Source organism: Rhodovulum sulfidophilum DSM 1374, assembly GCF_001633165.1.
In the GTDB taxonomy this organism is placed as follows: domain Bacteria; phylum Pseudomonadota; class Alphaproteobacteria; order Rhodobacterales; family Rhodobacteraceae; genus Rhodovulum; species Rhodovulum sulfidophilum.
Map to the genome: position 1 here is coordinate 3655592 of NZ_CP015418.1, position 25832 is coordinate 3681423.

The window sequence follows — 25832 nt, forward strand, 5'->3', positions numbered from 1 at the left end:
TGTTATGTCCGACACCACCGAAACGCCAGAGGCCCGCCGCCAGACCGACGGCCAGGTCGCCGATGCCGTCACGGGCAACTGGGTCGACCGCCTCGCCCCCGCCTGGACCCGTCCCTATCTGAGACTGTCGCGCGCCGACCGTCCGGTCGGCACCTGGCTTCTGTACCTGCCCTGTCTCTGGGGCGTGACCCTGGCCGCGGCCTCGACCGGGTTCCGCTGGTTCGATCTCTGGATCGTCCTGGGCTGCGGCATCGGCGCCTTCCTGATGCGCGGCGCGGGCTGCACCTGGAACGACATCAGCGACCGCAATATCGACGGCGAGGTGGCGCGCACCCGCTCGCGGCCGATCCCCTCGGGGCAGGTCACGCTGGCGCAGGCGGTGTTCTGGATGGTGGTGCAGGCACTGGCCGCCTTCCTGATCCTGATCACCTTCAACATGAACGCGATCCTGATGGGCGTGGGCTCGCTGGCCTTGGTCGCGATCTATCCCTTCGCCAAGCGCTTTACCTGGTGGCCGCAGATCTTCCTGGGGCTGGCCTTCAACTGGGGCGCGATGCTGGCCTGGGTCGCCCATACCGGCAGCCTGACCCTCGCGCCGGTGTTGCTGTATCTCGCGGGCATCGCCTGGACCGTGTTCTACGACACCATCTATGCCCATCAGGACAAGGAGGACGACGCGCTGATCGGGGTAAAATCGACCGCGCGTCTCTTTGCCGAGGACACGCCGCTTCGGCTGCGGCAGTTCCTGCTGGGATCGGCGGCGCTGATGGTGCTGGCCGCGCTCCTGGCGCTGCTGCGCCCGGTCGGCGGCGCGGCCGCCTTCATGGGGCTTGCCGGCGCGCTGGGCTTTGCGCTGCACATGGCCTGGCAGCTTTCGCAACTCGATACCGGCGACAATGACCGCTGCCTGTCGCTGTTCCGCAGCAACCGCGATGCCGGGCTGATCCCGGTGCTTTGCTTCGGCCTTGCGATCCTGGCCTGAGCCCCTCCCGCGAAGATAATGAAAGGGCCCCGATGACACACCAAGCCAGGACCGGCCGATGCGGCGCCTTCTTCACAAGCTGATCGTTCCCGGCGTCTTCGCGCTCGCGGCGCTCGTCTGCATCGGCGCCGCGCTGCTTGCGGTGGAGCGGATCGAAAGCCAGGCCACGGAGGCGACCCGGGAGGCCCTGCTTGCGCGCGGGATCGACTGGGCCAGCCCCCGCACCGACGGCATGCTGATGCATCTCTCGGGTACCGCCCCCGACGAGGCCGCGCGGTTCCACGCGCTCGCGGCCGCCGGCAGCGTGGTCGACAGCACCCATCTGATCGACGAGATCGAGATCGCCGCCCCGAACCCGGTGGACGGGCCGCGCTTCTCGGTCGAACTGCTGCGCAACGATACCGGCATCTCGGTGATCGGGCTGATCCCGCAAAGCTCGCGCACCGAGGCGCTGGCGGACGAGCTGTCGCGGATCGCCGGGCGGCTGCCGGTGACCGACATGATGGATGTCGCCGATAACCCGGCGCCGGAGGGCTGGGATGGCGCGCTCGGCTTCGGGCTGACCGCGCTCGAGCGGCTGAAACGCTCGAAGGTCTCGATCACCGCCGAGCGCGTGGCCGTCACCGCGATCTCGAACAGCACCGAGGACAAGGCCCGGCTCGAAGGCGAGCTGCGCGCCGCCGCGCCGAAAGGGCTCGACCTCGTGCTGGAAATCTCGGCACCGCGCCCGATCATCGCCCCCTTCACCCTGCGTTTCCTGATGACCGAGGCGGGCGCCCGCTTCGATGCCTGCGCCGCCGATACCGAAGGCGCCGCGGCGCTGATCGTGGCCGCCGCGCGCGAGGCCGGCGCGCCCGAAGACACGACCTGCACCCTCGGGCTCGGCGCCCCCTCGGCCGAGTGGGGCCCGGCCGCCGCAAGCGGCATCGAAGCGCTGGCCCAGCTGGGCGCAGGCAGCCTCACCTTCTCGGATGCCGACGTGACCCTGGTCGCCGCCGCCGGCACCGAGCCCGCGCTGTTCGACAAGGTCATCGCCGCGCTGAAGGCCGACCTGCCCGAAGCCTTCAAGCTGCATGCGGTCCTGCCGGCACCGGTCGATACCGACGCCACCGCCGGGCCCGCCGAATTCATCGCCACGCTGAGCCCCGAGGGGCTGGTGCAGCTTCGCGGCCGCGCCACCGATGAGATGGTGCGCGATGCGACCGAAAGCTATGCGCGGTCACGCTTCGGCAGCGCCCGGGTGCATTCCGCGCTGCGGCTCGACCCTGCCCTGCCCGAGGGCTGGCCGGTCAGGATGCTGGCCGGGCTCGAGGCGCTGGCGCAACTGCGCAACGGCTCTGCCATCGTGCAGCCCGATTTCGTGCAGATCAGCGGGCTGACCGAGGACGAGACCGCCCGGGCGCGGGTCGCGCAGATCCTCTCCGACCGTCTGGGCAACGCGCAGAATTTCGACATCGACATCACCTATCGCGCCCCGGTCGCCCCGCCCGGCTCCGTCCATCCCGACCCGGCCGCCTGCGTGGCCCAGATCGACGCGGCGCTCGACGAACGCAAGATCACCTTCGACCCCGGCTCGGCCACCATCGACGGCGCCTCGCTGCGGGTGGTCGACGAGATCGCCGACATCCTGCGCGGCTGTCCGCGCGCGAAGATGGAGATCGCGGGCTATACCGACAGCCAGGGCCGCGACGAGATGAACCTGCGGCTCAGCCAGGCCCGCGCCGATGCCGTGGTCGATGCGCTGATGGCCCGTCGCGTGCTGGTCGGCAACCTCACCGCCAAGGGCTATGGCGAGGAAGACCCTGTCGCCACGAACGATACCGAGGAGGGGCGCGAGGCCAACCGCCGGATCGAGTTCCACCTGATCGACGACAGCGCCCCGGACGAGGCCGCCGCCGAGGATGCGGAGGGCACTAAGGCGCCCGAAGCCGAAGCCGACGACGCCACGGAACAGGCGCCCCCCGATGCGGACGCGACCGAGGAAGCCGCGACCGAAGATGACGAGAGCGGGGAGGCCGCCCCGGCCGCCGCCGAAGACGAGACACCGGCCGAGGCCGGAGCAGAGGACCAGACCGATGGACAGGACTGAATTCATTCTGGTCACCAGCGTCATGCTGTTCGTGGCCTTCGCCCTGGGCTGGGTCGCCTGCTGGCTGGTGCGGCGGCTCGGCCGCACCACCACCGCCGACATGGGCGAGCTCGACCGCATGGCCCATGCCCTGCACGAGGCCGAGGAGGCGCGAGATCAGGCGATGGGCTATCTCGAACAGCGCGAGGCCGAGCTGACCAACCAGCTGAACCAGACCGAGGCCGAGCTGAACGCGGCGATGGACGGGTTGCAGCATTCCCGTCAGGAGGCCGAAGAGCTGCGCGCCTATATCGAGCGGATCAACGCGCGCTGACGCCGAAGCGGCGGCCTCAGCCCATCAGCCCCTTCCGGATCAGGTTCAGCCCCGCCACCGCCAGCACCACCAGCGTGGCGCGGCGGAACCGGACCGGGTCGAGCCGGTCCTGCAGGCGCAGCCCGGCCCACATGCCAATGGCGGCAGGCAGAACCAGCGCCGCCGAGAAGGGCAGGCTTTGCGCATTCAGGACGCCCGAGCCCAGATGCGCAAACAGCAACATCACGGACCCGATCAGGAACACCACCCCCTGCACGCGGATCATCTCCGTCTTTTCGGTGTTGAAGGACAACAGATAGGCGATCACCGGCGGCCCCCAGACCCCCGAGATGCCGCCGAAGAACCCGCCGGTCAGCCCCATCGCGATCTCGGCCCTGCCCCGGTGGCGGGCAGGCAGGATCAGATGCCGCCCGGCCAGCTGCGAGACCGTGAAGATCGTGATCGGAACCCCGATCAGCAAATACAGCACCCGGTCGGACAGGACCGGAACCAGCGGGGCGCTGACGCAGATCGCCAGCACGACGCAGCCGATCAGCAACCGGTAGCGCATCACCGATGCCCAGGCCGCCGCCCCTCCCTGCCGGAGCGCCTGGGCGAGATTGGTCAGCAGCGTCGCCAGAACCAGCCCGGCCAGCGCCAGCTCGGCCGGCAGAAAGCTCGACAGGCCCGAAATCAGGATCATCGGCAGGGCGAAGCCGACAGCGCCCTTGACGACCCCCGCGACAAGCGCGACCCCGACGGCTGCCAGAAACAGATATATATCTATACCAAATATCATGTCCGCCTCCCCGCTCCGGCTATATACCGGACCGGCTCTCGCTGCAGCCGCAAAAATATGGCGGTCACTATCCTTCAAAAACAACAGATCAATTGAATTTTTATTGCGCTGCAGCTGCGAAGACCCTATGTCACGGCAAGCCCGAATGAAGGAGACGATTCATGCCCCATGACGGTCAGGACAGGCCCGCCGAAACGGCGCTGCTCGCCGATCTTCTGACGCTGACCGAGGCCGCGCTCGGCCCGGTCGAGGCGGTGACAGAGGCCGCGCGCACCGCCCTCGCCGCCCGCGTCACCGAGGAGGGCCGCGTCTCGGGCCGCCTTGTCGAGGCCGAACAGCATGCCGCCCACGGGCTGGCCTGGCTTGCCACCTATGCCCGGGCGCTGCGCCAGATGCGAGGCTGGGCCGACCGGCTGACCGAACAGGGCAAATTCGGCGAGATCGAGCAGCTGATCCTGCAGATCGCCTTCGGCGAATACCTGGCCCAGATCGCGGGCGGCATCCCGATGAGCCAGGGCGAGATCGTCCGCCTGCCCGAGCTCGGCGTCTCGTCCGAGGCCCATCACGCCTTCCATTCCGACGCGGTGAGCGCGCTGATCCGGGGCGGCAACACGCCCGCCGCCCGTGCGCGCCTGGTGGCGCTGATGCGCGAGCAGGTCGCCAATGTCACGCTGGGCGCGACAGGGCTCGATGACGAGCTCGAGATGATCCGCGAGCAGTTCCGCCGCTTTGCCCTCGACCGGGTCGAGCCCAATGCCCATGACTGGCACCTGAATGACACGCTGATCCCGATGGAGATCATCGAGGAGATGGCCGAGCTGGGCGTGTTCGGGCTGACCATCCCCGAGGAATTCGGCGGCTTCGGGCTGTCCAAGGCCTCGATGTGCGTCGTCTCCGAGGAACTCTCGCGCGGCTATATCGGCGTGGGGTCCCTTGGCACCCGGTCGGAAATCGCGGCCGAGCTGATCCTCTGCGGCGGCACCGACGAACAGAAGGCCCACTGGCTGCCGAAGATCGCCTCGGGCGAGATCCTGCCCACGGCAGTCTTCACCGAACCCAATACCGGCTCGGATCTCGGCGCGCTCCGGACCCGGGCGGTCAAGGCGGGCGAGACCTACGAGGTGACCGGCAACAAGACCTGGATCACCCATGCCGCGCGCGCCCATGTGATGACGCTGCTGGCGCGGACCGATCCCGAGACGACCGATTACAAGGGCCTCTCGATGTTCCTGGCCGAGAAGACGCCCGGCACCGAGGACGCGCCCTTCCCGAGCCCCGGCATGACCGGCGGCGAGATCGAGGTGCTGGGCTATCGCGGCATGAAGGAATACGAGCTGGGCTTCGACCGCTTCGAGGTGCCGGCCGGGAACCTTCTGGGCGGGGTCGAGGGCCAGGGCTTCAAGCAGCTGATGCAGACCTTCGAATCGGCCCGGATCCAGACCGCGGCGCGCGCCATCGGCGTGGCGCAATCCGCGCTCGATGTCTCGATGCGCTATGCCGAGGACCGCAAGCAGTTCGGCAAGCCGCTGATCGCCTTCCCCCGCGTCGCCGACAAGCTTGCGATGATGGCGGTCGAGATCATGGTGGCGCGCCAGCTGACCTATTTTGCGGCCTGGGAAAAGGACCATGACCGGCGCTGCGATCTCGAGGCCGGCATGGCCAAGCTTCTGGGCGCCCGCGTCGCCTGGGCCGCCGCCGATAACGGGTTGCAGATCCATGGCGGCAACGGCTTCGCGCTGGAATACACGATCAGCCGCATCCTCTGCGACGCGCGCATCCTGAACATCTTCGAGGGTGCCGCCGAGATCCAGGCGCAGGTCATCGCGCGCCGGGTGCTGGGCTGAGCGCCAACAGTCGTCTCTCCGGGTGCTCCGGCCTCAGGGCCGGGGCAGACCCGAATGCCGCATCCGAGGATGCAGTCAGCGCTGTGCGGCCGGGCCGAAGGGCTCGACAATGGCAGCGTCGGGGAAAAGCTCCGCGATCGCGGGGGTGCTGTTCTCAAGGAAGATCAGCTTGACATTCGCGCCTGCATCCATCGTGGCATAGGCCTCGAGCCCGTCGCGGCGGGCGGCCCAAAGCCGGTCCAGCACCTGCCAGCTTTCCGGTTTGAGATAGCACAGCGCCGGGCGTGCCGCGATCATGGTCGCATGCATCGCCAGCGCATTGGCCTCGGTCAACGCGCCCAGCCGCAGGAAATCGCGCGCCTCTATCGCGGCCTCGTTGGCGGCGCAATCGGCCTCGGCCTGTGCGGGCCATTGCCCGAAAAGCGGGCTCGTCGCGACCGTATGGCCCATGCCGTCGCGCGAGGACTGGCTTTTGGGGCCGGTATCGACGCGGATGATGGCGATGCGGAAGTCGGGCCAGATCTCGGGCAGCGGCCGGGCGAAGCTGTCGGTCCCGTCCTCGCGCGCACCACGGTCCCAGCGGACGAAGCCGTGCCAGAGCGAGCGCGTGGCCGAGCCCGAGCCGAAGCGCGCCAGCATGCTGAGCCGGTCCTCGGCCAGATCCAGCCCGAAGCTGCCCGCAAGCGCCCGGGTCAGCGCGGCAAAGCCCGAGGCCGACGAGGCCAGCCCCGCCGCGGTCGGGATGGTGTTTTCGGTCCTGACATGCAGCGGCAGGGCCTGGCCGCGCCGGAACCGGTCGGCAAAGGCCACGACCTTGCGGGCAAAGCCGGTCTCGGGGGCCAGCCTCTCGCCGTTCAGCCAGACCGCGTCGGTACCGTCTTCGGCCGGGCCGACCCGGGTCGTGGTGCCCCATTCGCCCAGCGAGATCGAAAGCGAGCTGTTCAGCGGCAGGTTCAGCCCGGCATCGCGCTTGCCCCAGTATTTCGACAGCGCGATATTGCTGGGGGCGTCGGCCGAGAACGGCACGGGCTCGGGCAGCCGCGCCGGAAGAACGGCGTCGAATATCGCGCGGGCGCGGTCAGTCATCTATCACAAGTCCCTCTTCTGCCACGACGACCGGCGTGAAGCCCTCGGGCCGCGCCCCCAGCGCCAGCACGCAATCGCCCAGCCCCGAGCCCGAAATCTTGGCCGCCAGCAGGCCCGGCATGGCGCGGGCATCGGCGATGATCCGGTCCAGCGTCTCGTCAGAGACCCCAAGCTCGGCCATCTGGCCCTGATAGCGGGCCAGCGCGGCACCGAAGCCGGTCCAGTCCTGCGCCCGGGCCGCCGCAATCGCGGCCGACGCGCATTCCCCCATCCGGTCGTAAAGCGCGGCGAATTCGGCCTCGCGGCCCTCCATCGCCCGGGCGATCCGGGCCAGCACCTCGGCCGTGGGCGTCTTGTAGCCCGCATAGCGCAGGGCAAGCGCGGGCGGCATCGGCAGCGGCTCGATCCGGGCGCGGGCGTCGCCGGGCGGCGTCCCGCTCAGCATCCCGGGGCCAAGGCAATAGGCGGTCATGCCGCCCATGAGGCTTGCGGCCAGATCCGCGCCGCTGCCCCGGCCCTGGATCCGCCGCACGACCGCCAGTGCGTCGGCATGCAGATCCCCGGTCGGCGCGCCGCTAAGCCGGGCGAAGGCCCCGAGGGCGGCCACCGTCACTGCGGCCGAGGACCCGAGCCCCAGCGTCGGGTCGATCTCGGAACGGATCTCCAGCCGCGCCCCGCAGGGCAGACGCCCGGCAAAGCGCGCGGCCGCGGCCAGCACGAAGCGATAGGGCCCCCCGACCTCCATCCGGTCGAGCTCCACCGAGGCCGGTTCGGCGATTTCCGAGACGATCTCGAGCCGGCGTTCCGGCAGCGGGCTGACCTCGATGGCGATGCGCTGCTCGATGGCCGCGACGATGGCGGGATGGCCATAGACCACCGCATGTTCGCCGGTGATCATGATCGAGCCGGGGGCAGAAACCCTCATTGCGGCGCTCCGAAGGCGGCCCCCGCGGGCGCGACATGAAGCGGCGCCCAGCGCAGGTCGGGATGGCCCTCCATCAGCCGGGCCATCGCCGGGGCGTCGGGCTGATGGACGAGGATCACCCCGCCATGATCGCCCCGGATCGAGCCCGCGCCGCAGATCTTGGCCGCGCCGCCCGCAAGCTCGACCTCCTCGACGAACCGCGCCGCAGCCTCGGGCACGACGCCGATCCGGCGCAGCAGGCGGTGGTTCTCGCGCAGGCTTTCCAGCGGCGAACTGTCGGTCTCGAGCGCGGCCTGGAAGGCGTCGGTGCAGGCCTCGAAGCCCTGCCACAGTGCCTGATCGTCGCCATGGGCCTCGCGCACGGCCGCCACGCATTCGCCGGTCGAGCTGTCGGGCTTGCCATGCAGCACCCAGTACCAGCCATCGCCGCGCCAGATCCCGTGGCCGGGCGCGATGGCGGGCGCATGACGGCTGTCGCCCTGGACCCGGACCGCGCCGCCATGGGTGACGGCGGCCGCGTCGATGGCCCCGCCCTTGCCATGCTGGAGCCGCTCGCAGAAGCGCACCCATTCGAAGCGCTCCTCGGTGCTGTGCAGCCGGTCGAGCAGGGTTTCATAAAGCACCATCGTCGCCGCGATGATCGAGGCCGACGAGCCCATGCCCGCGCCCAGCGGCAGCGCGCTGGTGCCGCCAAGCTGGCCCGGTACCGGCAGGCAATGGCCCGGGCTCTTGCCCGGCATCGGCAGCCGCTGCGCCAGCGACATCAGCGTATAGACGATCAGATCGTCGGGGCGTTGCAGGATCTGCTGCACCTTCAGCTCGCCGCGCAGGAAGGAATCGAAGCGGCGGTCGAGCGACTGCTTGAAATGCCCCAGCCGCGACAGCGGATAGAACGCACCCTGCGAGACCTGCTCGAACACCGTCTTCAGCCCGTCGCTGGGATGGATCGGGCGGAACCAGACCTCGGTATAGATCGCCACCGCCACCGCCAGCGCGGGCGCGCCATAGACGACGGCATGTTCGCCCGAAAGGATGATCTTGCCCGGCGCATGGGCGCGCGAGGCATCCTCGGGCAGGGTCGCGGGGACGGGCTCGGCGCTCATCGCTCCGCGTCCTTGCCGGTCAGGGGTGCCCTGCCCCGACCATGATGCACTGGATATCCGTGTGCCAAGCGAAACTCCGCGACACCGGCACAGATCCCGCCCGGTCCGGAACGGCGGTTGCGGCGTCGCCGCCCTTTAACGCCGCAGGCCGCCCCGAGCCAAGCGAAAACCGCCTCCCGGGGACGTCGGGTCGCACCTGCCTCCGGGGCGGCATGATCGGGCGCAGGCAGGATCATTTCAGGCTCGGCAGCAGGGTTTCGGGCAGCCAGGTCACAAGCTCGGGGAACAGGGCGAACAGGACAAGCACGCCAAGCTGGATCAGGAAGAAGGGAACGATGCCGCGATAGACCTGACCGATGCCGAGCCCCGGCGGCAGCACCCCCTTGAGGTAGAACAGCGTATAGCCGAAGGGCGGCGTGATATAGGCCATCTGCGCGGTGATCATGAACAGAACCCCGAACCAGAGCGGATCGAAGCCCAGCGCCTTGACGATGGGCAGGAAGACCGGAACGCACAGAAGGATGGTGCCGATCTCGTCGAGAAAGAGCCCGAGGAAGATCAGGACCAGCACCATCGTGCCCAGCACCACCCAGCGCGAGGTCTCGAGCCCCTCGACGAAGCCCAGCAGCGAATCCGCCCCGCCGGTCGCGGCAAAGACCGACACGAAGGCCCGCGCGCCGATGGTGATCCAGAGGATCATCGCCGTCACCCGAAGCGTGTCTCCGGCCGCCTCGGACAGCATCGGCAGGCTCAGCTTGCGCGTGACCAGCGCCGATAGGGCAGCGCCGAGCACCCCGACCGCCGCGGCCTCGGTGGGCGTCGCAAGCCCGGCATAGATCGAGCCCAGAACGCCCAGCACCACGATACCGGGCAGCACGAGGCTTTTCAGCCGGGCCAGCTTTTCGCCCAGCGGCAATTGCGGCGCGTCGGCGGGCTTCGGCGCCAGCGCGGGATTGAGCCAGGTCCGGATCAGCACATAGGCCGAATAGCTGCCCGCGAGGATCAGCCCCGGCACGATGCCCGCGGCGAACATCTGGCCGATCGACATCTGGGCGGTGATGGCATAGACGATCGTCACCACCGAGGGCGGGATCAGGATGCCCAGCGTGCCACCCGCGCAGATCGCACCCAGCGCCAGCGGCGGGTGATAGCCCCGCGCCAGCATCGAGGGCAGCGCCAGGATCCCCATCGCCGCCACCGCCGCGCCGACGACGCCGGTCATCGCGGCCAGGATGGTGCAGATCGCGATGGTGCCGACCGCAAGCCCGCCATTGAGCCGCGAGAACCAGATTTCCATCGCCTCGTAGAGCGCCTCGATGATGCCCGATTTTTCCAGGATCGAGGCCATCAGCACGTAAAGCGGGATCGCCATCAGCGCCTCGGAGGTCATCGTCTCGAAGGTGTTCAGCACCGCGACGATCAGCGCCGAAGGCCCCCATAGAAGGATGGTCGAGATGAAGGCGATGGCACCGAGGACGAAGGCAAGCCCCGCGCCGCTGAGCATGAAGGCCACGAGCGCGGTGAACATGAAGACGAGGACAAGCGAGCTTTCGATCACGCGGCATCCTCCGCCCCGAAGGCCAGGATGGCATCGGCCAGCGCCTGCAGAACCAGCAGTCCCGCAGCGAGCGGCAGGAAGGCCTTGGCGGGCCAGACCACCGGGTTCCAGGCCGAATAGCTGGTCTCGCCATAGCTTATGGATTGCAGCACCAGCGGCAGGCTGAACCACAGGAGGATCAGCCCGAAGGCCGCCGCCAGCGCCAGCCCCGCCAGATGCAGCGCCCGCGCCATGCCTCCGCTTGCCCGCGACGACAGGATGTCGACCGCGACATGGCCGCCGGTATGCAGCATGTAGGGCCCGCCCAGCAGGAAGAACGGCCCGAAGACCAGCGTCGCGAGCTCGGGCGCCCAGGAGGTCGGATGCGAAAGGAAGTAGCGCTGCACCACCTCCCACAGCATCAGCGCCACGATGGCGTAGACCAGCCATTTCGCAAGGCCGAAAAGGCCCCGGTTGAGGGCGGTGATGTACCGGGCCAGTGTCGTCATCGGGGGCTCCGCAAGGGCGGCGCCGACCCGCAGGGGGCCGGCGCCGGGTCGGGTCTAGAGCAGGCGCAGCTCTTTCATAAGCGCGATCTGCGACTCCATCATCCGCCGCGACAGATCGTCGGTCGCGGCCTCGGACCAGTACTCGATCGCGCGGCCGCGCGCCTCGACGACATCCTCTGGGTCGAGCGTCAGGATCTCGACGCCGGCCTCCTCGAACTTGGCGAGGTATTCGCCGTTCGAGACGATGATGTTCTGGCGCAGCGTCCCCGAGATCTCGCGCGCGGCCACGGCCAGCGCCGCCTTCTTCTGGTCGTCGAGCGCCTCATAGGCCCGGGTATTGGCGACATAGGAGGTGGCGGTGGTCGGCTGATGCACCCCGGGCAGGATCAGGAAGGGCGCGACCTCGTGCAGGCCCTCTTCGTAATTGGCCTTGATGTCGCCGCGATCGGCGATGTCGATCAGCCCCTTGTCGAGCGCCGAATAGACCTCGGAGGTCGGCAGCGGCGAGACCGAGACGCCGAACCGCGCCATCACCGCCGACGCCAGCCCGACGAAGCGGCCCTTGAGCCCGTTCATGTCGGCGATCCTGCGGATCTCGACCCGCGAATGGATCGGCTCCTCGCCATAGACGGTCGGCGCGATATAGGTCAGGCCCGCGGGGGCGTAGCTTTCGCGCGCCAGCTCCAGCCCGTCGCGTTCATAGAACCAGGCCTCGTACTGGTCGGCCTCGGGAAAGCCGAAGGGCACCGTCGACGAGAAGCCATGCGCCGGGATCTTGCCCGCGGTATAGCCGTCGAAGGTCTTCATCATCTCGAAGGCCCCGCCCCTGACGGCGTCGAAGGCCTGGGCCGAGGGCACGATCTGCCCGCCCGAGAAGGGGGTGATCTCGAAGGCGCCGCCGGTCAGTTCGGCGACCCGGGCACAGAATTTCTCCTCATAGCGCATCGGCGTGGTGCCGCCGCCCCAGAGCGCCTGCATCCGCCACCTGGTGACGCCATCGGCCCGGGCCGCGCCGGTCCGGAGGAAAGCGGGTACGGCCAGGGCCGCGGCCCCGAGCTGCACCATCCTGCGTCGGGTCGTGTTCGTCATGGATCTGTCTCCGATTTTCAACACTTCAGGCACCTTTAAGAACCAGTCTGGCATGGGCGACACTGACATCGCCCGCCGCGACCATGGCTTTCGCCACCCGGTCGACCTCGCCGCCCGTCGCCCCGGCGGTGATCGCGATATTGCGGGCATGAAGCGCCATGTGACCGCGCTGGATGCCCTCGGTTGCAAGCGCCCTAAGCGCCGCCATGTTCTGCGCCAGCCCGACCGCGGCCGTGACCTCGGCCAGTTCCTGCGCCGAGCCGATCCCCATCAGTTTCAGCGCCGCCTGCGCCGCCGGATGGGTGCGCGTCGCCCCGCCCACGATGCCCAGCGCCATCGGCAGCTCCAGCGTGCCGACCAGCGCGCCGCCGGCGCCGATTTCCCAGGTACTCAGCGAGGTATAGCGTCCCGACCGCGCGGCATAGGCATGTGCCCCCGCCTCGATCGCGCGCCAGTCATTGCCGGTCGCCAGCACGACCGGATCGATGCCGTTCATGATGCCCTTGTTATGGGTCGCGGCGCGGTAGGGGTCGATCAGCGCCAGCGCGCAGGCCTCGACGATCCGCCGCGCGACATCCGCCCCGTCATGGGCCTTCGTGCTCAGCGCCTCGGCCGGCACCCGGACGCTGGCCGTGACCACCCGCCGGTCGGCGAGGTTCGACAGGATGCGCAGCCGCACCTGCCCGCCCGAGATCTCCTCGACCCGGGGCGCCAGCCGCTCGGCCATCGAATTGACCGCGTTCGCCCCCATCGAGTCGCGCACATCCACCAGCAGATGCATCACAGTCATCGGTCCGATCGGCGAGGTCGCGAACACCTCGATCTCGATATCCTTGCAGCCGCCACCCAGCTCGACCAGCATGCTGTCGCGGCTGTTGGCAAGCGCGATCAGCTCGTCGCGATGCGCCAGCAGCAGGGCACGCGCTCCGAACGGATCACCGAGACCCAGGATCTGGATCTGGGCGCGCATGATCGGCGCGGTCGAACTGGCGGTGAAACCGCCGCCCGCGCGGGCGAGCTTGGCCATGTAGGAGGCCGCGGCCACGACCGAGGGCTCCTCGACCGCCATCGGCACCAGATAGTCGCGCCCGTTGACGGTGAAATTCGTGGCAACCCCGAGCGGCAGCTCGAAGGTGCCGATGGCATTCTCGATCATGCCGTCGGCGCGCGACACCGAAAGCGCGGGGCGATCCGACAGCGCCTCGAGTGCGTCCGGCGCAAGCCCGGCCGCCGCGGCGACCGCCGCGTGCCGCTCTGCAGGGGATTTGTCGCGCAGCCCCTCGATCCGCGACAGGACGCTCGCTTCCGGTTCAGATGCGCTGTCCGTCATCTGTGTCTCCTCCCGATCCTCGTGCGGCATGCCACCGCCCCGAGTCGGGATTATCCTGAGATTTGGGCAATTTCCACCGGACTGCACCCATTATGTTGCGGACATGCGCCCCGGAGCCTTTGGGAATGACGGCCGTCACGGGGCCTCGGCGCTCGGCCGCGCATCTCCGATAGGCGCCTTGTCGCCGGAAGACAGGTCCGCATCTTGCCGCACCGGCGCGGCCGTCGAGAAAGGCTCTCGGAGAAACCGCCTTGCTCGGGCGGCAGGCCCACTGGCCGGTCCAGGTGTTCGCGCGGCGCGAGCCCTAGCAGGCTGCTGAAAAAGTCATGAGACGAAGGCGTTGGTGTGAGAATACCCCATTCACGGCTTCTCTCGTTGCGTTGCATGGGGCTCATCGTGCTGGGCGCCGATGAATTTGACGACAATGGTCGCCGCAAGACGTTTTTCAGCGGCCTGCTAGAGGCTAGAGCAAAGGGAAAAGGGCCGGCCGACCATGGCGCCCAGGACCGGCCCAGCCCGGCGGCCAATGTCAGAGGTCCAGTAATCAGGCAAACAGTATCAGGGGAACCGTTTCGAGGAAACAGTATCGAACGGGCTAGCCTCAACAGCCGATGCCCCCGAAGGGGCATCGGTCGGAACCGCGCGGAGCAGACCCGGTCTTCGCGCAGCTCCCGGCGCGCCGGATTAGAGGAACAGCGCGTTCAGCTGCGCCGTCGACATCGCCGCGAGCTGGGTCGAGGTGAAGGCCTCGGTCTGTGTATCCGACAGCGCGGCGATATCGTCGGTCTGCAAGGCCGCGACCTGGGTGGTTGACAGCGCCGCGATCTGTTGCGAGTTGAACCCGCCCATCTGCCTGGTCGTGAAGGCCTGGATCGAGGCGGTACCGAACCCGCCGATGCTGGAGGTCGAGATATTGCCGATCTGCAGCGTGCTGAGCGCGGTGACCTGCGCGGTGGTCAGTGCCGCCGCCTGCGCCGAGGTGAGGCCCGAAATGCCTTCCGAGGTCAGCCCGCGGATCGCCGAGGTATCGAGCCGGACCAGATCGGCCGTCTCCATCGCCGCCATCTGGACCGAACTTATCCCCCGGATCTGCACCGAAGAAAGCTCGGCCGCCTGCGCTGTCGACAAGGCCACGATACTGGCGGTCCCGAGCCCCTCGATGGCCGAGACGCCGAGCCTCCTGATCTGATCGGTCGAGAGCGCGGCCATCTGCGCCGTGGTCAGCCCCGCGGTCTGGGTCGCGCCGAGCCCGTTGATCGCCCGCGTGCTCAGGGCGCCGATCTGGGCGGTGGTCATCGCGGCCAGCTGCGTCGAGGAGAGGTTGCCAAGTACCGCGCTGCTGAGCCCCGCGCTCTGCGCCGTCGTGATCGCCGCCATCTGCGCGGTCGTCAGCCCGGCCACCTGATCGGCCCCGAAGCCCCGGATCGCCGACGTGTCGAGCCGGACAAGATCGGCGGTCTCCATCGCCGCGATCTGGGTCGAGCCCAGCCCGGCAATCTGGATCGAGGACAGTTCGCCCGCCTGCGCCGTACTGAGCGCGACGATGCTGGCGGTCCCCAGCCCGGACATGGCCGAACCGCCCAGCGACCTGATCTGGTCGGTCGAGAGCGCGGCCATCTGCGCCGTGGTCAGGCCCTCGGTCTGGGTCGAGCTCAGCCCGCGCAGCGACCGCGTGCTCAGCGAACCGACCTGCGCCGTGGTCATCGCCGCCATCTGGGCCGAAGAAAAGCCGGACAGGGTGATGTTGGACATGACTGCGGCCTGCGTCGTGGTCAGGGCCGCGACCTGCGCGGTCGTGAGCCCGGCCACCTGATCGACCCCGAGACCGCGCATCGCCGAGGTGCCGAGCCGGACCAGATCGGCAGTCTCCATCGCTGCCACCTGGGTCGAACTCAGCGCGCCGACCTGGGTCGAGGACAGCTCGGCCGCCTGCGCCGTCGAAATCGCGACGATATTCGTCGTCCCGAGACCCGAGATCGCAGAGCTGCCCAGCACCCGGATCTGGTCGGTCGAGAGCCGGACAAGCTGCGCCGTGGTCAGGCCCTCGGTCTGGGTCGCGCCCAGGCCCTTCATCGCCAATGTGCTCAGCGCGTCGATCTGCGCCGTGGTCAGCGCCGCCATCTGGGTCGAGGACAGCTCGCCCAGCATCGCGCGGCTCAGAACCGCGGTCTGGGCCGTGGTGATCGCCGCCACCTGGGCGGTCGTCAGCCCGTCGATCTGATCACCGCTGAAGCCCCGGATCGCGGCCGTGGACAGCCGGACCAGATCGGCGGTTTCCATCGCCGCCATCTGGGTCGAGCTCAGCGCCCGGATCTGCAGCGACGAAAGCTCGGCCGCCTGCGCCGTCGAAATCGCGACGATATTCGCGGTCCCGAGGCCCTCGATGGCCGAGACGCCCAGCCCCTTGATCTGGTCGGTCGAGAGCCCGGCAAGCTGTGCCGTAGTCAGCCCCGCGGTCTGGGTCGCGCCGAGCCCCCTGATCGCGCGCGAGCTCAGCGCGCCGATCTGCGCCGTGGTCATCGCCGCCATCTGGGTCGAGGACAGACCGCCCAGCGCCGTGTCGCTCAGCACCGCGGCCTGCGCGGTGGTCAGCGCGGCCACCTGGGCCGTGGTCAGCCCCCCGACCTGTTCCGAGCCCAACCCCTTGACCGCAAGCGTCGAGAGCCGGACCAGATCTCCGGTCTCCATCGCCGCGACCTGGGTCGAACTCAGCGCGGCGATCTGGGTCGAGGACAGCTCGGCCGCCTGCGCGGTCGAGAGCGCCACGATATTCGCGGTCCCGAGACCCGCCATCGCCGAACTGCCCAGCGCCCGGATCTGGTCGGTCGAGAGCCGGGCAAGCTGTGCCGTGGTCAGCCCCGCGGTCTGGGTCGAGGTCAGCCCCCTGATCGCGATCGAACCGAGCGCGTCGACCTGCGCCGTGGTCAGCGCCCCGAGCTGTATCGAGGATAGTCCGCCCAGAAGCGTACTGCTCATCACCGCGGCCTGTGCGGTGGTGAAGGCCGCAACCTGCGCGGTCGACAGCCCCTCGATCTGGTCGCCGCCGAAGCCGCGCATGCTGGCGGTCGAGACCGTGACCAGATCGGCCGTCTGCATCGCCGCGACCTGGGTCGAGCTCAGCGCCGCGATCTGGGTCGAGGACAGCTCGGCCGTCTGTGCGGTCGAAAGCGCCACGATATTCGCGGTCCCGAGACCCGCCATCGCCGAACTGCCCAGCGCCCGGATCTGATCGGTCGAGAGCCGGGCAAGCTGCGCCGTGGTCAGCCCCGCAGTCTGGGTCGAGGTCAGCCCCCTGATCGCCAGCGAGCCGAGCGCGTCGACCTGCGCCGTGGTCAGGGCCGCCATCTGGGTCGAGGACAGGCCCGACAGCGTCCGGCTGCTCATCACCGCGGCCTGCGCCGTGGTCAGCGCCGCCACCTGCGCGGTCGACAGGCCCGCCACCTGGGTGCTGCCGAGCCCGCGCATCGCCATCGTCGAGAGGGCAACCAGATCGGCCGTCTGCATCGCCGCGATCTGGGTCGAGCTCAGCGCCGCAACCTGCGTCGAGGAAATCTCGGCGGCCTGCGCGGTCGAGAGCGCCACGATATTCGCGGTCCCGAGACCCGCCATCGCCGAACTGCCCAGCGCCCGGATCTGGCCGGTCGAAAGCCTGGCAAGCTGCGCCGTGGTCAGCCCCTCGGTCTGGGTCGAGGTCAGCCCCCTGATCGCCAGCGAGCTCAGCGCGCCGACCTGCGCCGTGGTCAGGGCCGCCATCTGGGTCGAGGACAGGCCCGACAGCGTCACGCTGCTCATCACCCCTGCCTGCGCCGTGGTCAGCGCCGCCACCTGCGCGGTCGACAGGCCCGCCACCTGGGAGCTGCCCAACCCGCGCATCGCCACCGTCGAGAGCGTCACCAGATCGGCCGTCTGCATCGCCGCGACCTGGGTCGAGCTCAGCGCCGAGATCTGCCGCGACGACAGCTCGGCCGCTTGGGCGGTGGTCAGCGCGACGATGCTGTCGGTCGTGAGCCCATTGATCGCCCGTGACGAGAGCTGCCTGATCTGGTCTGTCGAGAAGTTGGCCATTTGCGCCGTGCTCAGACCCGACGCCTGCACCGAGCCGATGCCGCGGATCGCCGACGGGGTCAGCGCGCCGATCTGCGCCGTACTCATCGCCCCCATCTGTGCCGAACTGATACTGGCGATATCGCTGCTGGTCAGGGACGCAATGGTGGCAGTGGTCAACGCCGCGATCTGCGCGGTGGACAGGTTGCTGAGGGTCGACATTTGGCTCCGGGTCCGATTCGGGGGAGGACGCCGCGCTTTCTCGCGCGCATCCGCCAGTCAGTCGAAGTCGTGCTGACTTCGCATTTGCGCCAGCCTGCGCCCGGATATGTAAACAAGCGCCTAAACGACGCCCGAGGACCGTAGAACTCTTCCTAAACATCGCGGCGTTTTTTGCACGCGCCCGGCAATCCCGTCTTAACCGTGAAGCGCGAGTTTTCCTCAAACCGAGGAGACTCCCGATGACCGACATGCCCCAGACCGCCTTCCCGCCCAGCGGCGGCCCGACCCCGCCCGCCGGGTTCCTGTCCGGCAACGGAGGCGCGAAAGACCTGCCGCCGGATCTCGACGCCCTGACCCGCCAGGCCGCGGCCTGCGGCGATGCCGCGGCCGTCGTCGAGCTTGCTGCCCGGACACCCGAGGCGGCGGCCAGGCTCTACCGGATCTGGCTCGAACTCAACGGCGCCCGCCCGGACGCCTGGGCCGCCTGGTTCAACCTCTCGGTCCTGCTCAACGCCGCAGGCGATCTCGCCGGAGCCTATGAGGCGGCCGCGCAGGCCCACCGGATCAAGCCCGACCTCTGGCAGGCCGCTCTGGCCGCGGGCCAGGCTGCCGAAGCGCTCGGCGACCGCGCCGCCGCCATCGCCTTCCTGCGCCAGGCCCTGCCGCCCGCCGAGGGCCGGGTGGCGCTGCACAAGCAACTCGGGCGGATGCTGGAACTCGACAAGCGGCTCGACGCCTCGGCAGAGGAGCTGCGCGCCTCGTTGCTGATCGACCCGCACCAGCCCGACGTGATCCAGCATCTGGTGCATACGCGACAGAAAATGGCCGCCTGGCCGGTGACCGAGCTTCGGGTGCCCGGGCTCACCGCCACCGAGGCCGAGCTGTGGTGCGGCCCACTGGCCACGCTCGCACTCCATGACGACCCCGCGATGCAGCGCCGTGTCGCCGCCGACTGGATCGCGCGGAACGTTCCCGATCCGGGGCAGCGCCTCGCGCCTGCTGCCGGCTATCGCCACGACCGGGTGCGGGTTGGCTATCTCTCCTCCGATTTCTGCCGCCATGCCATGAGCTACCTGATCGCCGAACTGCTGGAACGCCATGACCGCGACCGGTTCGAGATCACCGGCTATTGCGACTCGCCCGAAGACGGCAGCGACATCCGGGCCCGCATCCTCGCCGCGCTGGACCGCCATGTTCCGATCGGAGCGCTCGGCGACGAAGAGGCCGCGCGACGCATCCGCGCCGACGAGATCGACATCCTGATCGACCTCAACGGGCTGACCAGCGGCGGTCGCCCCGGTATCCTGCGCTGGAAGCCGGCACCGGTGCAGGCGACCTATCTGGGCTATATCGGCTCGGTGCCCCTGCCCGAGCTCGACTGGCTGCTTTGCGACGCGATCACCGTGCCCGAGGCCGAGACCGAGAACTACGCGCCCGCGCCGCTGCGGATCGAAGGCTGCTATCAGGCCAATGACGGCCGCGCGCCAGAGCTGCCCGAGGTCAGTCGCGCCAGCGAGGGCCTGCCCGAAGACCGATTCGTCTTCGTCTGCGTCTCGCATCACTACAAGATCACCGCGCCGGTCTTCGCCGCCTGGTGCCGGATCGCGGCTGCCGCGCCCGAGGCGCTGTTCTGGCTGATCGAGGACACCCACGAAAGCGTCGCCGCGTTATCAGAGCGCTGGCAGGCGGCGGGCCTCGCCCCCGACCGGCTGATTTTCGCGCCCCGGGTCGACCCCGCACGCTACCGGGCGCGGCTGGCACTCGGCGATCTCTTCCTCGACACCACGCCCTATAATGCAGGCACCATAGCCTCGGACGCGCTGCGGATGGGGCTGCCCGTGCTGACCCTGGCCGGACGCAGCTTTTCGGCGCGGATGGGGGCAAGCCTCCTCACGGCGGTCGGCTTGACCGAGTGCATCGCCACCGATCCCGAGGACTACATGCGCCGCGCCGTGGCGATGGCCACCGATCCCTCACATCGCCCCGGCCTGCGGGGCCCGGCCCTTGCGGCGCGCTGGCGCGCGACGCTCGGCGACGGCTCCGCTTTCGCCCGCCGTTTCGAGGCCGCTCTCATTTCGGTCCTGAAACGGCCCTGATCCGCCCCCGCCGTCCGCCGGAGTGTTTCGCCCAGGCTGAGGCCCGCGCGAAACACTCCGGCACGAAACACCTCGGCACGCCATCCCCGACACGGCGGACCGCCCGGAACCTTGCCGGACCGGCCGCGTCGAAGACAGCCGGGCTCAGGCCGGGCGGACGCCCCGGGCCCAGAGCGCGAAACGGCCATCCGATTCGACCTGCACATCGACGAAACCGGTCCGGATCAGATGGGCGCTGAGAGAGCCGACGGTAAAACCGGTCCGATGCGCCATGAAATCGTTGCCACCCTCGATCGAGGGGCGGTAGCCGTAAAGGATGTCGATCGGCGCGATCGGACCGGCAGACGAAATATAGGCCGGCTCTTCCAGAAGCCCCTGCGCCACCAGCGCCGCGACCCGCTGCAGATCGGGCATTGTCATCAGAGCGAACCCGCCGGGGCGCAGCACCCGGAAGAACTCTGACAGCGCCAGCGGCACTTCATGGGCCCTGAGATGCTCGAGATTATGCGACGACCAGACGGCATCGACCGCACCTTCCGAGAGCGCCTGCATGTCGGTGATGCTGGCCACGATGTCGGGCATCACCGAGGCATCGATGTCTAGCCGCAGCTCGCGCCAGCTCTCGGCCGGAAAGGCATCGGTCGGCAGCTTGGCGGGATCGGCCATGCCGCAGCCCACATGCAGAACGGTCTTGAGAGAGGATGTTGCGTCATCCGTGGCGAGGGTCAGGCTGTCCATGAGAAGGCTCCGGGATCAGGATCGGGGTTCACGCAGGCTTTCGCTCAACCCGTTGAGAACCGGATCGAGGAAATAGGTCAGAAGGGTGCGGTGACCGGTGGCGATGTCGGTGGTCAGTGTCATGCCCGGCATCAGCCCCTCGGGCAGCGCCGCATCGACATCGAAGGCCACACGCGCGGCATGACGTGCCGGGCCGCCGCCACTCGGCAGGCTGGAACTCGGCGCCACATCGCTCAGCCGGCCCGCGATCAGGCCATGGCGGCGCCAGGGAAAGGCATCGACCTTGATCCGCGCCGGATCGCCGGGATGCACCAGCCCCACATCGCGCGACAGGAGCCCGATCTCGGCATGCATCGCGCCGCCGGTGGGCGCGATCACCACCACCGGATCGGCCATGGTCATCAGCGAGCCCGGCCCGCCCTCGGCCACCGACAGCACCACCCCGGCCTGCGGCGCCCGCAGATCGTATAGCCGGGCACGGTCGGTCGCCTGCGACAGCTGCCGCTCGATCACCGCAAGTCGCGGGCGCAACCCGGCCAGGTCCTCGAGACGGCTCTGCCGCAGGTCGCTTTCGAAGGCGGCCAGCCGGGCGGCGGCGGTCTCGCGTTCCTGACGCAGCGACAGCAGCCGGGCCATGTTCTCGCGGCTGTCGGTCTCGGCATCGAGCCGAAGAAGCCGCGCCTGATTGACCGCCAGCCGGGTGCCGCTTTGCCGGGCCAGAAGGGTCTCGTGCATAGTTTCGATCTCGCGCGCGGTCGCGACCGCTTCGGCCAGCGCGGGCACGCCTTCCAGCGCGGCCTCGATCCCGCTGTCGATCTGGGCAAGCGCCGAGACCAGCTGATCGCGCTGGGCGGCCTCGGCGGCGGCGCGTTCGCGCTGGATCCGGGCCTGAAGGGCGAATTCCTCGCCCTCGCCCGTCAGCGGACGGTCGCCGAGTTCGGCTTCGATCCGGGCGATTTCGGCCTCGAGCGCCGCGCGTTCGGCGGCCAGCACGGCGACATCGGTCGCGGGATCGCGCGCGTCCAACCTGGCCAGGAGCTGGCCCGGTTCGACCGCATCGCCCGGATGGACCAGCAGCCGGTCGAGCACCGCCGAGCCAAGGGGCTTCAGCACCACCGGCGGGTCGTCGGTCACGATCCGGCCCTCGGCGGTAACCACGACATCGATCGGCACGAAGGCCGCGAGCGTCACCAGCGCAACCAGAAGAGCGGCAGAGCCGAACGGCCAGAGCCGCAGAAGCCAGGGCAATGGCGCGTCCCGGACCTGTACCAGCGGCGGCTGGAACGGCAGCGCGTCCCGCGCGACGGGGCTCATCGGCGGGCCCTCATGCGATATGCTCGGTCTGCTGGCGCCAGAGCGCCGCATAGGTCTCGCAGCGCGCCAGCAGCGTCTCATGCGGGGCCATGTCAAGCAGCCGGCCCTGGTCGAGCACCATGATCTGGTCGGCCCGGACCAGCGAGGACAGCCGGTGCGAGACGACGATCATGGTGCGCCCATGGGCGATGGCGGTGAGGTTGCGGTTGACCAGCGCCTCGGATTCGGGGTCGAGCGCCGAGGTCGCCTCGTCGAGGATCAGGATGCGCGGATCGGCCAGCAGGGCACGGGCAATGGCAATGCGCTGGCGCTGGCCGCCCGAGAGGTTGGCGCCGCCTTCCTCGACCATGGTGTCGAAGCCCTTGGGCAGGCGGCGGATGAACTCGTCGGCGCCCGCCATCGTCGCCGCCCGCAGCACCGCCTCGAGCGGGGCGCCGGGCACCGCGACCGCGATATTGTCGCGGACAGTCCCCCGGAACAGCAGGTTGTCCTGAAGCACGATGCCGACCTGACGGCGCAGTGCGGCCAGCGCGATGTTGCGGATATCGATGCCGTCGAACAGGATCAGGCCCTGCTGGGGCGTCTCGATCCCCTGGATCAGCCGGGTCAGCGTGGTCTTGCCCGAGCCCGAGCGCCCGACGATGCCCACCACCTGCCCCGGAGCGACCGCGAAGCTGACCCGGTCGAGCGCCGGGGTCGCTGCGCCGGGATAGGCGAAGCCGACCTCGCGCAATTCGAGCGTGCCCGACAGCATCGGCTGGGCCAGCTTGTCGTCATCCTGCCGCTCGGGCGGATGATCCATGATCTTGCGCAGCATCCTGATCGACAAGGCGGCCTCCTGCCATTCGTTGATCAGCCCCACGATCTGCACCAGCGGCCCCGAGACCCGGCCCGACAGCAGCAGGATCGCAACCAGCGTCCCGACCGTGAGCGCGCCCTGAAGCGCAAGCCCGACCCCGACCGCGACCACGGTGACCTGCATCATCCGTTCGAGAAGCCCGGTCAGCGTGCCGGTCAGCGCCGAGACCCGGCCCAGATCCCATTGCCTGAGCACCGACTGGGCCAGGCTGTCCTCCCAGAGCCGCTGGCGTGCGGGTTCGACCGCAAGCGACTTGACCGCGCGCATGTTGTGCAGCGTCTCGACCAGAAGCGCCTGACGCTCGGCCTCGACCCCGTAAAGCGCGTTCAGCCGCGACTGGAGGATCGGCAGCATCAGCCCGATGCAGCCCGCGATGACGACGGCGTAAAGCGTGATGATCAGCGTCAGCGTGCCAGACAGAAGCGCCAGCGTGGTCAACAGAAGCGGCAAAAGCGCGGCGTCGAGCAGGGTCTGCAAAAGCCGCCCGGTCAGGAAGTGGCGGATCTTGTCGGTCTGCTGGATGTTGCGGGTCAGAACGCCCGCGGGCGTGGTCTCGAACACGGTCATCGGCAGGCGCAGCAGATGGGCCACGCTTTGCGACCCGATATCGGCATCGATCCGGCCGCCCGCGATCTGGCTGAGGCGCTGGCGGATATAGCCGAACCCCGCATCGAACAGCACCAGGACGACATAGACCGCGGTCACCGACATCAGCGTGTACCAGGCCTGATGCGCGATCACCCGGTCGATCATCACCTGCAGCAGCAATGGCAGCGAGAAGGCGATCAGGTTGCCGGTGACGACCGCCACCGCGACCCCCGCGAAAAGTCCGCGTTCGCGCCGGAGCGCGGGCAGGAACCAGCGCAGCCCGAAGGCCCGGCTCTCGGCGGCGGCGGCATCGGGGCGCCCGATCAGGATCAGCCGTCCGGTCCAGCGCCGGGCGAATTCCTCCCAGGGCATGTTCCGCACGCCCTCGGCCTCGTGTCGCGGGTCGAGGATCGCGGCGTTGCGAAGCTTTTCGACCAGCCCGGCATGGACCAGCACGATCCAGCGGCCCTGTTCGACCTCGGCCAGCACCGGCAGCCCCTGCCCCAGCCGCGAGGCCAGCCGCCATCCGGCCCGCTCGATCAGCCGGCAGCGCAGCCCCTTGGCCGCGAACAGATCCATCAGCCCGGGAGCGAGATCGCCGCCCCCGAGATCGGGCAGTTCGTCGGGGCTGAGGACGATGCCGTTATGTGCGGCGATCAGGAAGGCGCCGCGCAGGGTCGACAGCTGCGGCGTATCGAGCGCGAGCGTTTCGGAAAGCTGGGAATCCTGGGCCGACATGGGCCCTGTTTACGTGAGGGCACCTTAACGCGCGGTTGTCGACGCTGCGGCGCCGACAGGGTCTCGTGGCAGGAGCGCGCCCTGCCACGAGAGGCCGAGGATCACTCGGCCTGTTTGCGCCAATAGGCACGGGACACCGCGAAGACGGTACCGCTGAGCGCGATCAGCGCGATCAGGTTGGGGATCGCCATCAGCGCGTTCATGATGTCGGCCACGATCCAGATCACGCCCAGATTGGCAACGGCCCCGATGAGGATGCCCGCCACCCAAAGCAGCCGGAACGGCAGGATCACCTTGGGCCCGAACAGGTATTCGGCCGCGCGTTCACCGTAATAGCTCCAGCCCAGAATCGTGGTGAAGGCGAAGACGATCAGCCCGAAGCTGACGATCAGATCGCCACCCGGCAGGCCGGTATTGAAGGCCAGCGCCGAAAGCGCGGCCCCGGTTTCGCCACTGCTCCAGACCCCGGTGGTGATGATCACCAGCGCGGTCATCGAGCAGACCAGGATGGTGTCGATGAAGGTGCCCAGCATCGCCACGTTGCCCTGGCGCACCGGATCGTCGGTCAGCGCCGCGGCATGCGCGATCGGCGCCGAGCCCAGACCGGCCTCGTTCGAGAAGATGCCGCGCGCCACACCGAAGCGGATCGCCGCCATCACCGCCGCGCCCGCGAAACCGCCGGTCGCCGCAGCCCCGTTGAAGGCGCTGTCGAAGATCAGCGCGATGGCGCCGGGGACCTGCTGGAAGTTGAGCGCAAGGATCGTCAGCGCACCGATGATGTAAAGCACCGCCATCAGCGGGACCAGCCATTCGGCAACGGCGCCGATCCGCTTGACCCCGCCCACGATCACGACAAAGGTCAGCGCGGCCAGCGCGATCCCGGTCCACAGATGGGGCACCCCGAAGGTGGTCTCGACCGCATCGGCCACCGAGTTGGCCTGCACCGTGTTGCCGATCCCGAAGGCGGCGATGGTGGCGAAGAAGGCGAACATCCAGGCCAGCCAGGCAAAGCGCGGGCCGAGCCCGTTCTTGATGTAATACATCGGCCCGCCGACATAACGGCCCTTGGCGTCGACCTCGCGGTAATGCACCGCCAGCACGGCCTCGGCATATTTGGTGGCCATGCCGACCAGGGCGGTCAGCCACATCCAGAACACCGCGCCGGGACCGCCAAGGAAGATCGCCGTGGCGACGCCCGCGATGTTGCCGGTGCCGATGGTCGCCGACAGCGCCGTGGTCAGCGCCTGGAACGGCGTGATCTCGCCCTCATGGCCCTCGCCCTTCTTGCGGCCCTCCAGCATCATCCGGATGCCGTAGCCCAGCTTGCGCTGCGGCAGGAAACGCAACCCGATGCAGAGGTAAAGCCCGGTGCCCAGAAGCAGCACCAGAACCGGTGCCCCCCAGACGAACGAACTTACCGCGTTGAGAAAATCTGTCATATGCTTCTTTCCCTGTTAGTTTTTCGATTGCCGGCCTGCCCGCTTCGGCAGGCAAGGTGTATGAGGCCATCGGTCGCACAACCGGATCCCGAACGCAGCGTCTGACGCAGCGTCAGACGCCTCGCAAGCCCCGCCGCTGCCCGCATCGCGGGGACCGCCTCCGAGCCCCGGCAGACAGTTCGCGGCAGGACGCGCGCGCAGGCGGGCGC

General features: G+C 69.0%; 18 protein-coding genes. 5 read left to right on the plus strand and 13 right to left on the minus strand.

The genetic code is table 11. The features are described from left to right. Window positions 1-4 precede the first annotated feature (4 nt). From ubiA to A6W98_RS17105, 3 genes are read left to right on the plus strand one after another with little or no spacing between them, the layout of a single operon-like run. Window positions 5-982: a 4-hydroxybenzoate octaprenyltransferase gene (ubiA, locus tag A6W98_RS17095; protein WP_042463621.1), complete on the plus strand. Its 978-nt coding sequence runs from the start codon at window positions 5-7 to the stop codon at window positions 980-982. 58 nt (window positions 983-1040) lie between these two features. Further along, on the plus strand, window positions 1041-3071 hold the full coding sequence (locus A6W98_RS17100; RefSeq protein WP_063490951.1) for an OmpA family protein: 2031 nt from the start codon (window positions 1041-1043) through the stop codon (window positions 3069-3071). Beyond that, window positions 3058-3384 carry a hypothetical protein gene (locus A6W98_RS17105; RefSeq protein ID WP_042463625.1) on the plus strand — a complete coding sequence of 109 codons (327 nt, stop codon included), beginning with the start codon at window positions 3058-3060 and terminating at the stop codon, window positions 3382-3384. Before A6W98_RS17100 ends, A6W98_RS17105 begins: the two co-directional genes overlap by 14 nt. 16 nt (window positions 3385-3400) lie before the next feature. On the opposite strand, the gene A6W98_RS17110 is transcribed toward A6W98_RS17105, so the two are convergent. After that, a complete protein-coding gene (locus A6W98_RS17110; protein ID WP_042463629.1) occupies window positions 3401-4162 on the minus strand; it encodes a sulfite exporter TauE/SafE family protein in 762 nt (253 codons plus the stop codon). 161 nt (window positions 4163-4323) lie between these two features. On the opposite strand from A6W98_RS17110, the gene A6W98_RS17115 reads away from it, so the two are divergent. Further along, complete coding sequence (locus A6W98_RS17115) at window positions 4324-6006, plus strand: acyl-CoA dehydrogenase family protein (RefSeq protein WP_042463632.1); 1683 nt, start codon at window positions 4324-4326, stop codon at window positions 6004-6006. 75 nt (window positions 6007-6081) lie between these two features. Here the strand turns inward: A6W98_RS17115 and mvaD are convergent, their stop codons facing one another. The 8 genes from mvaD to A6W98_RS17155 form a co-directional block, all read right to left on the minus strand. Then, window positions 6082-7092, minus strand: a complete 1011-nt coding sequence (gene mvaD / locus A6W98_RS17120; RefSeq protein ID WP_042463634.1) for a diphosphomevalonate decarboxylase — start codon at window positions 7090-7092, stop codon at window positions 6082-6084. Continuing rightward, window positions 7085-8017 carry a mevalonate kinase family protein gene (locus A6W98_RS17125; RefSeq protein ID WP_063490952.1) on the minus strand — a complete coding sequence of 311 codons (933 nt, stop codon included), beginning with the start codon at window positions 8015-8017 and terminating at the stop codon, window positions 7085-7087. Before A6W98_RS17125 ends, mvaD begins: the two co-directional genes overlap by 8 nt. After that, window positions 8014-9120, minus strand: coding sequence for a mevalonate kinase family protein (locus tag A6W98_RS17130; protein WP_042463638.1), 1107 nt, complete (start codon window positions 9118-9120; stop codon window positions 8014-8016). Before A6W98_RS17130 ends, A6W98_RS17125 begins: the two co-directional genes overlap by 4 nt. A gap of 232 nt (window positions 9121-9352) precedes the next feature. Next, window positions 9353-10678: a TRAP transporter large permease gene (locus tag A6W98_RS17135; protein ID WP_231098299.1), complete on the minus strand. Its 1326-nt coding sequence runs from the start codon at window positions 10676-10678 to the stop codon at window positions 9353-9355. Next, entirely contained in the window at window positions 10675-11166 is a 492-nt protein-coding gene (locus A6W98_RS17140; protein ID WP_042463641.1) for a TRAP transporter small permease subunit, read from the minus strand. Before A6W98_RS17140 ends, A6W98_RS17135 begins: the two co-directional genes overlap by 4 nt. Window positions 11167-11220: 54 nt before the next feature. Beyond that, a complete protein-coding gene (gene dctP / locus A6W98_RS17145) occupies window positions 11221-12255 on the minus strand; it encodes a TRAP transporter substrate-binding protein DctP (protein ID WP_042463644.1) in 1035 nt (344 codons plus the stop codon). Window positions 12256-12280: 25 nt separating this feature from the next. Then, the gene (locus A6W98_RS17150) at window positions 12281-13585 is read right to left on the minus strand and encodes a hydroxymethylglutaryl-CoA reductase, degradative (protein ID WP_042463647.1); all 1305 of its coding nucleotides are present in this window, start codon (window positions 13583-13585) and stop codon (window positions 12281-12283) included. Between the two features lie 684 nt (window positions 13586-14269). Further along, on the minus strand, window positions 14270-17851 hold the full coding sequence (locus tag A6W98_RS17155) for a beta strand repeat-containing protein (RefSeq protein ID WP_045291901.1): 3582 nt from the start codon (window positions 17849-17851) through the stop codon (window positions 14270-14272). 239 nt (window positions 17852-18090) lie between these two features. Between A6W98_RS17155 and A6W98_RS17160 the strand changes: the two genes are divergently transcribed. Further along, a complete protein-coding gene (locus tag A6W98_RS17160; RefSeq protein ID WP_231098300.1) occupies window positions 18091-19947 on the plus strand; it encodes an O-linked N-acetylglucosamine transferase, SPINDLY family protein in 1857 nt (618 codons plus the stop codon). Window positions 19948-20091: 144 nt separating this feature from the next. Here the strand turns inward: A6W98_RS17160 and A6W98_RS17165 are convergent, their stop codons facing one another. The 4 genes from A6W98_RS17165 to A6W98_RS17180 all read right to left on the minus strand — a co-directional run bounded on the left by A6W98_RS17165 (window position 20092) and on the right by A6W98_RS17180 (window position 25623). Further along, window positions 20092-20685 (minus strand): class I SAM-dependent methyltransferase, encoded by a 594-nt coding sequence (locus A6W98_RS17165; RefSeq protein WP_042463649.1) that lies wholly within the window; start codon window positions 20683-20685, stop codon window positions 20092-20094. Window positions 20686-20700: 15 nt separating this feature from the next. Beyond that, window positions 20701-21999, minus strand: coding sequence for an HlyD family type I secretion periplasmic adaptor subunit (locus A6W98_RS17170; RefSeq protein ID WP_042463652.1), 1299 nt, complete (start codon window positions 21997-21999; stop codon window positions 20701-20703). Window positions 22000-22009: 10 nt separating this feature from the next. Next, window positions 22010-24184, minus strand: a complete 2175-nt coding sequence (locus A6W98_RS17175; RefSeq protein WP_052678102.1) for a peptidase domain-containing ABC transporter — start codon at window positions 24182-24184, stop codon at window positions 22010-22012. Window positions 24185-24285: 101 nt separating this feature from the next. After that, the gene (locus tag A6W98_RS17180) at window positions 24286-25623 is read right to left on the minus strand and encodes an alanine/glycine:cation symporter family protein (RefSeq protein WP_042463655.1); all 1338 of its coding nucleotides are present in this window, start codon (window positions 25621-25623) and stop codon (window positions 24286-24288) included. Window positions 25624-25832 lie beyond the last annotated feature (209 nt).

Excerpts from the sequence above, each read along its gene's own strand:
- A6W98_RS17180 (WP_042463655.1), bottom strand. The coding sequence starts at position 25,623 with ATGACAGATTTTCTCAACGCGGTAAGTTCGTTCGTCTGGGGGGCACCG.
- A6W98_RS17155 (WP_045291901.1), bottom strand. The coding sequence starts at position 17,851 with ATGTCGACCCTCAGCAACCTGTCCACCGCGCAGATCGCGGCGTTGACC.
- A6W98_RS17130 (WP_042463638.1), bottom strand. The coding sequence starts at position 9,120 with ATGAGCGCCGAGCCCGTCCCCGCGACCCTGCCCGAGGATGCCTCGCGC.
- A6W98_RS17100 (WP_063490951.1), top strand. The coding sequence starts at position 1,041 with ATGCGGCGCCTTCTTCACAAGCTGATCGTTCCCGGCGTCTTCGCGCTC.
- A6W98_RS17105 (WP_042463625.1), top strand. The coding sequence starts at position 3,058 with ATGGACAGGACTGAATTCATTCTGGTCACCAGCGTCATGCTGTTCGTG.
- A6W98_RS17115 (WP_042463632.1), top strand. The coding sequence starts at position 4,324 with ATGCCCCATGACGGTCAGGACAGGCCCGCCGAAACGGCGCTGCTCGCC.
- ubiA (WP_042463621.1), top strand. The coding sequence starts at position 5 with ATGTCCGACACCACCGAAACGCCAGAGGCCCGCCGCCAGACCGACGGC.
- A6W98_RS17110 (WP_042463629.1), bottom strand. The coding sequence starts at position 4,162 with ATGATATTTGGTATAGATATATATCTGTTTCTGGCAGCCGTCGGGGTC.
- A6W98_RS17150 (WP_042463647.1), bottom strand. The coding sequence starts at position 13,585 with ATGACGGACAGCGCATCTGAACCGGAAGCGAGCGTCCTGTCGCGGATC.
- A6W98_RS17165 (WP_042463649.1), bottom strand. The coding sequence starts at position 20,685 with ATGGACAGCCTGACCCTCGCCACGGATGACGCAACATCCTCTCTCAAG.
- A6W98_RS17125 (WP_063490952.1), bottom strand. The coding sequence starts at position 8,017 with ATGAGGGTTTCTGCCCCCGGCTCGATCATGATCACCGGCGAACATGCG.
- mvaD (WP_042463634.1), bottom strand. The coding sequence starts at position 7,092 with ATGACTGACCGCGCCCGCGCGATATTCGACGCCGTTCTTCCGGCGCGG.
- A6W98_RS17140 (WP_042463641.1), bottom strand. The coding sequence starts at position 11,166 with ATGACGACACTGGCCCGGTACATCACCGCCCTCAACCGGGGCCTTTTC.
- A6W98_RS17170 (WP_042463652.1), bottom strand. The coding sequence starts at position 21,999 with ATGAGCCCCGTCGCGCGGGACGCGCTGCCGTTCCAGCCGCCGCTGGTA.
- dctP (WP_042463644.1), bottom strand. The coding sequence starts at position 12,255 with ATGACGAACACGACCCGACGCAGGATGGTGCAGCTCGGGGCCGCGGCC.
- A6W98_RS17160 (WP_231098300.1), top strand. The coding sequence starts at position 18,091 with ATGACCGACATGCCCCAGACCGCCTTCCCGCCCAGCGGCGGCCCGACC.
- A6W98_RS17175 (WP_052678102.1), bottom strand. The coding sequence starts at position 24,184 with ATGTCGGCCCAGGATTCCCAGCTTTCCGAAACGCTCGCGCTCGATACG.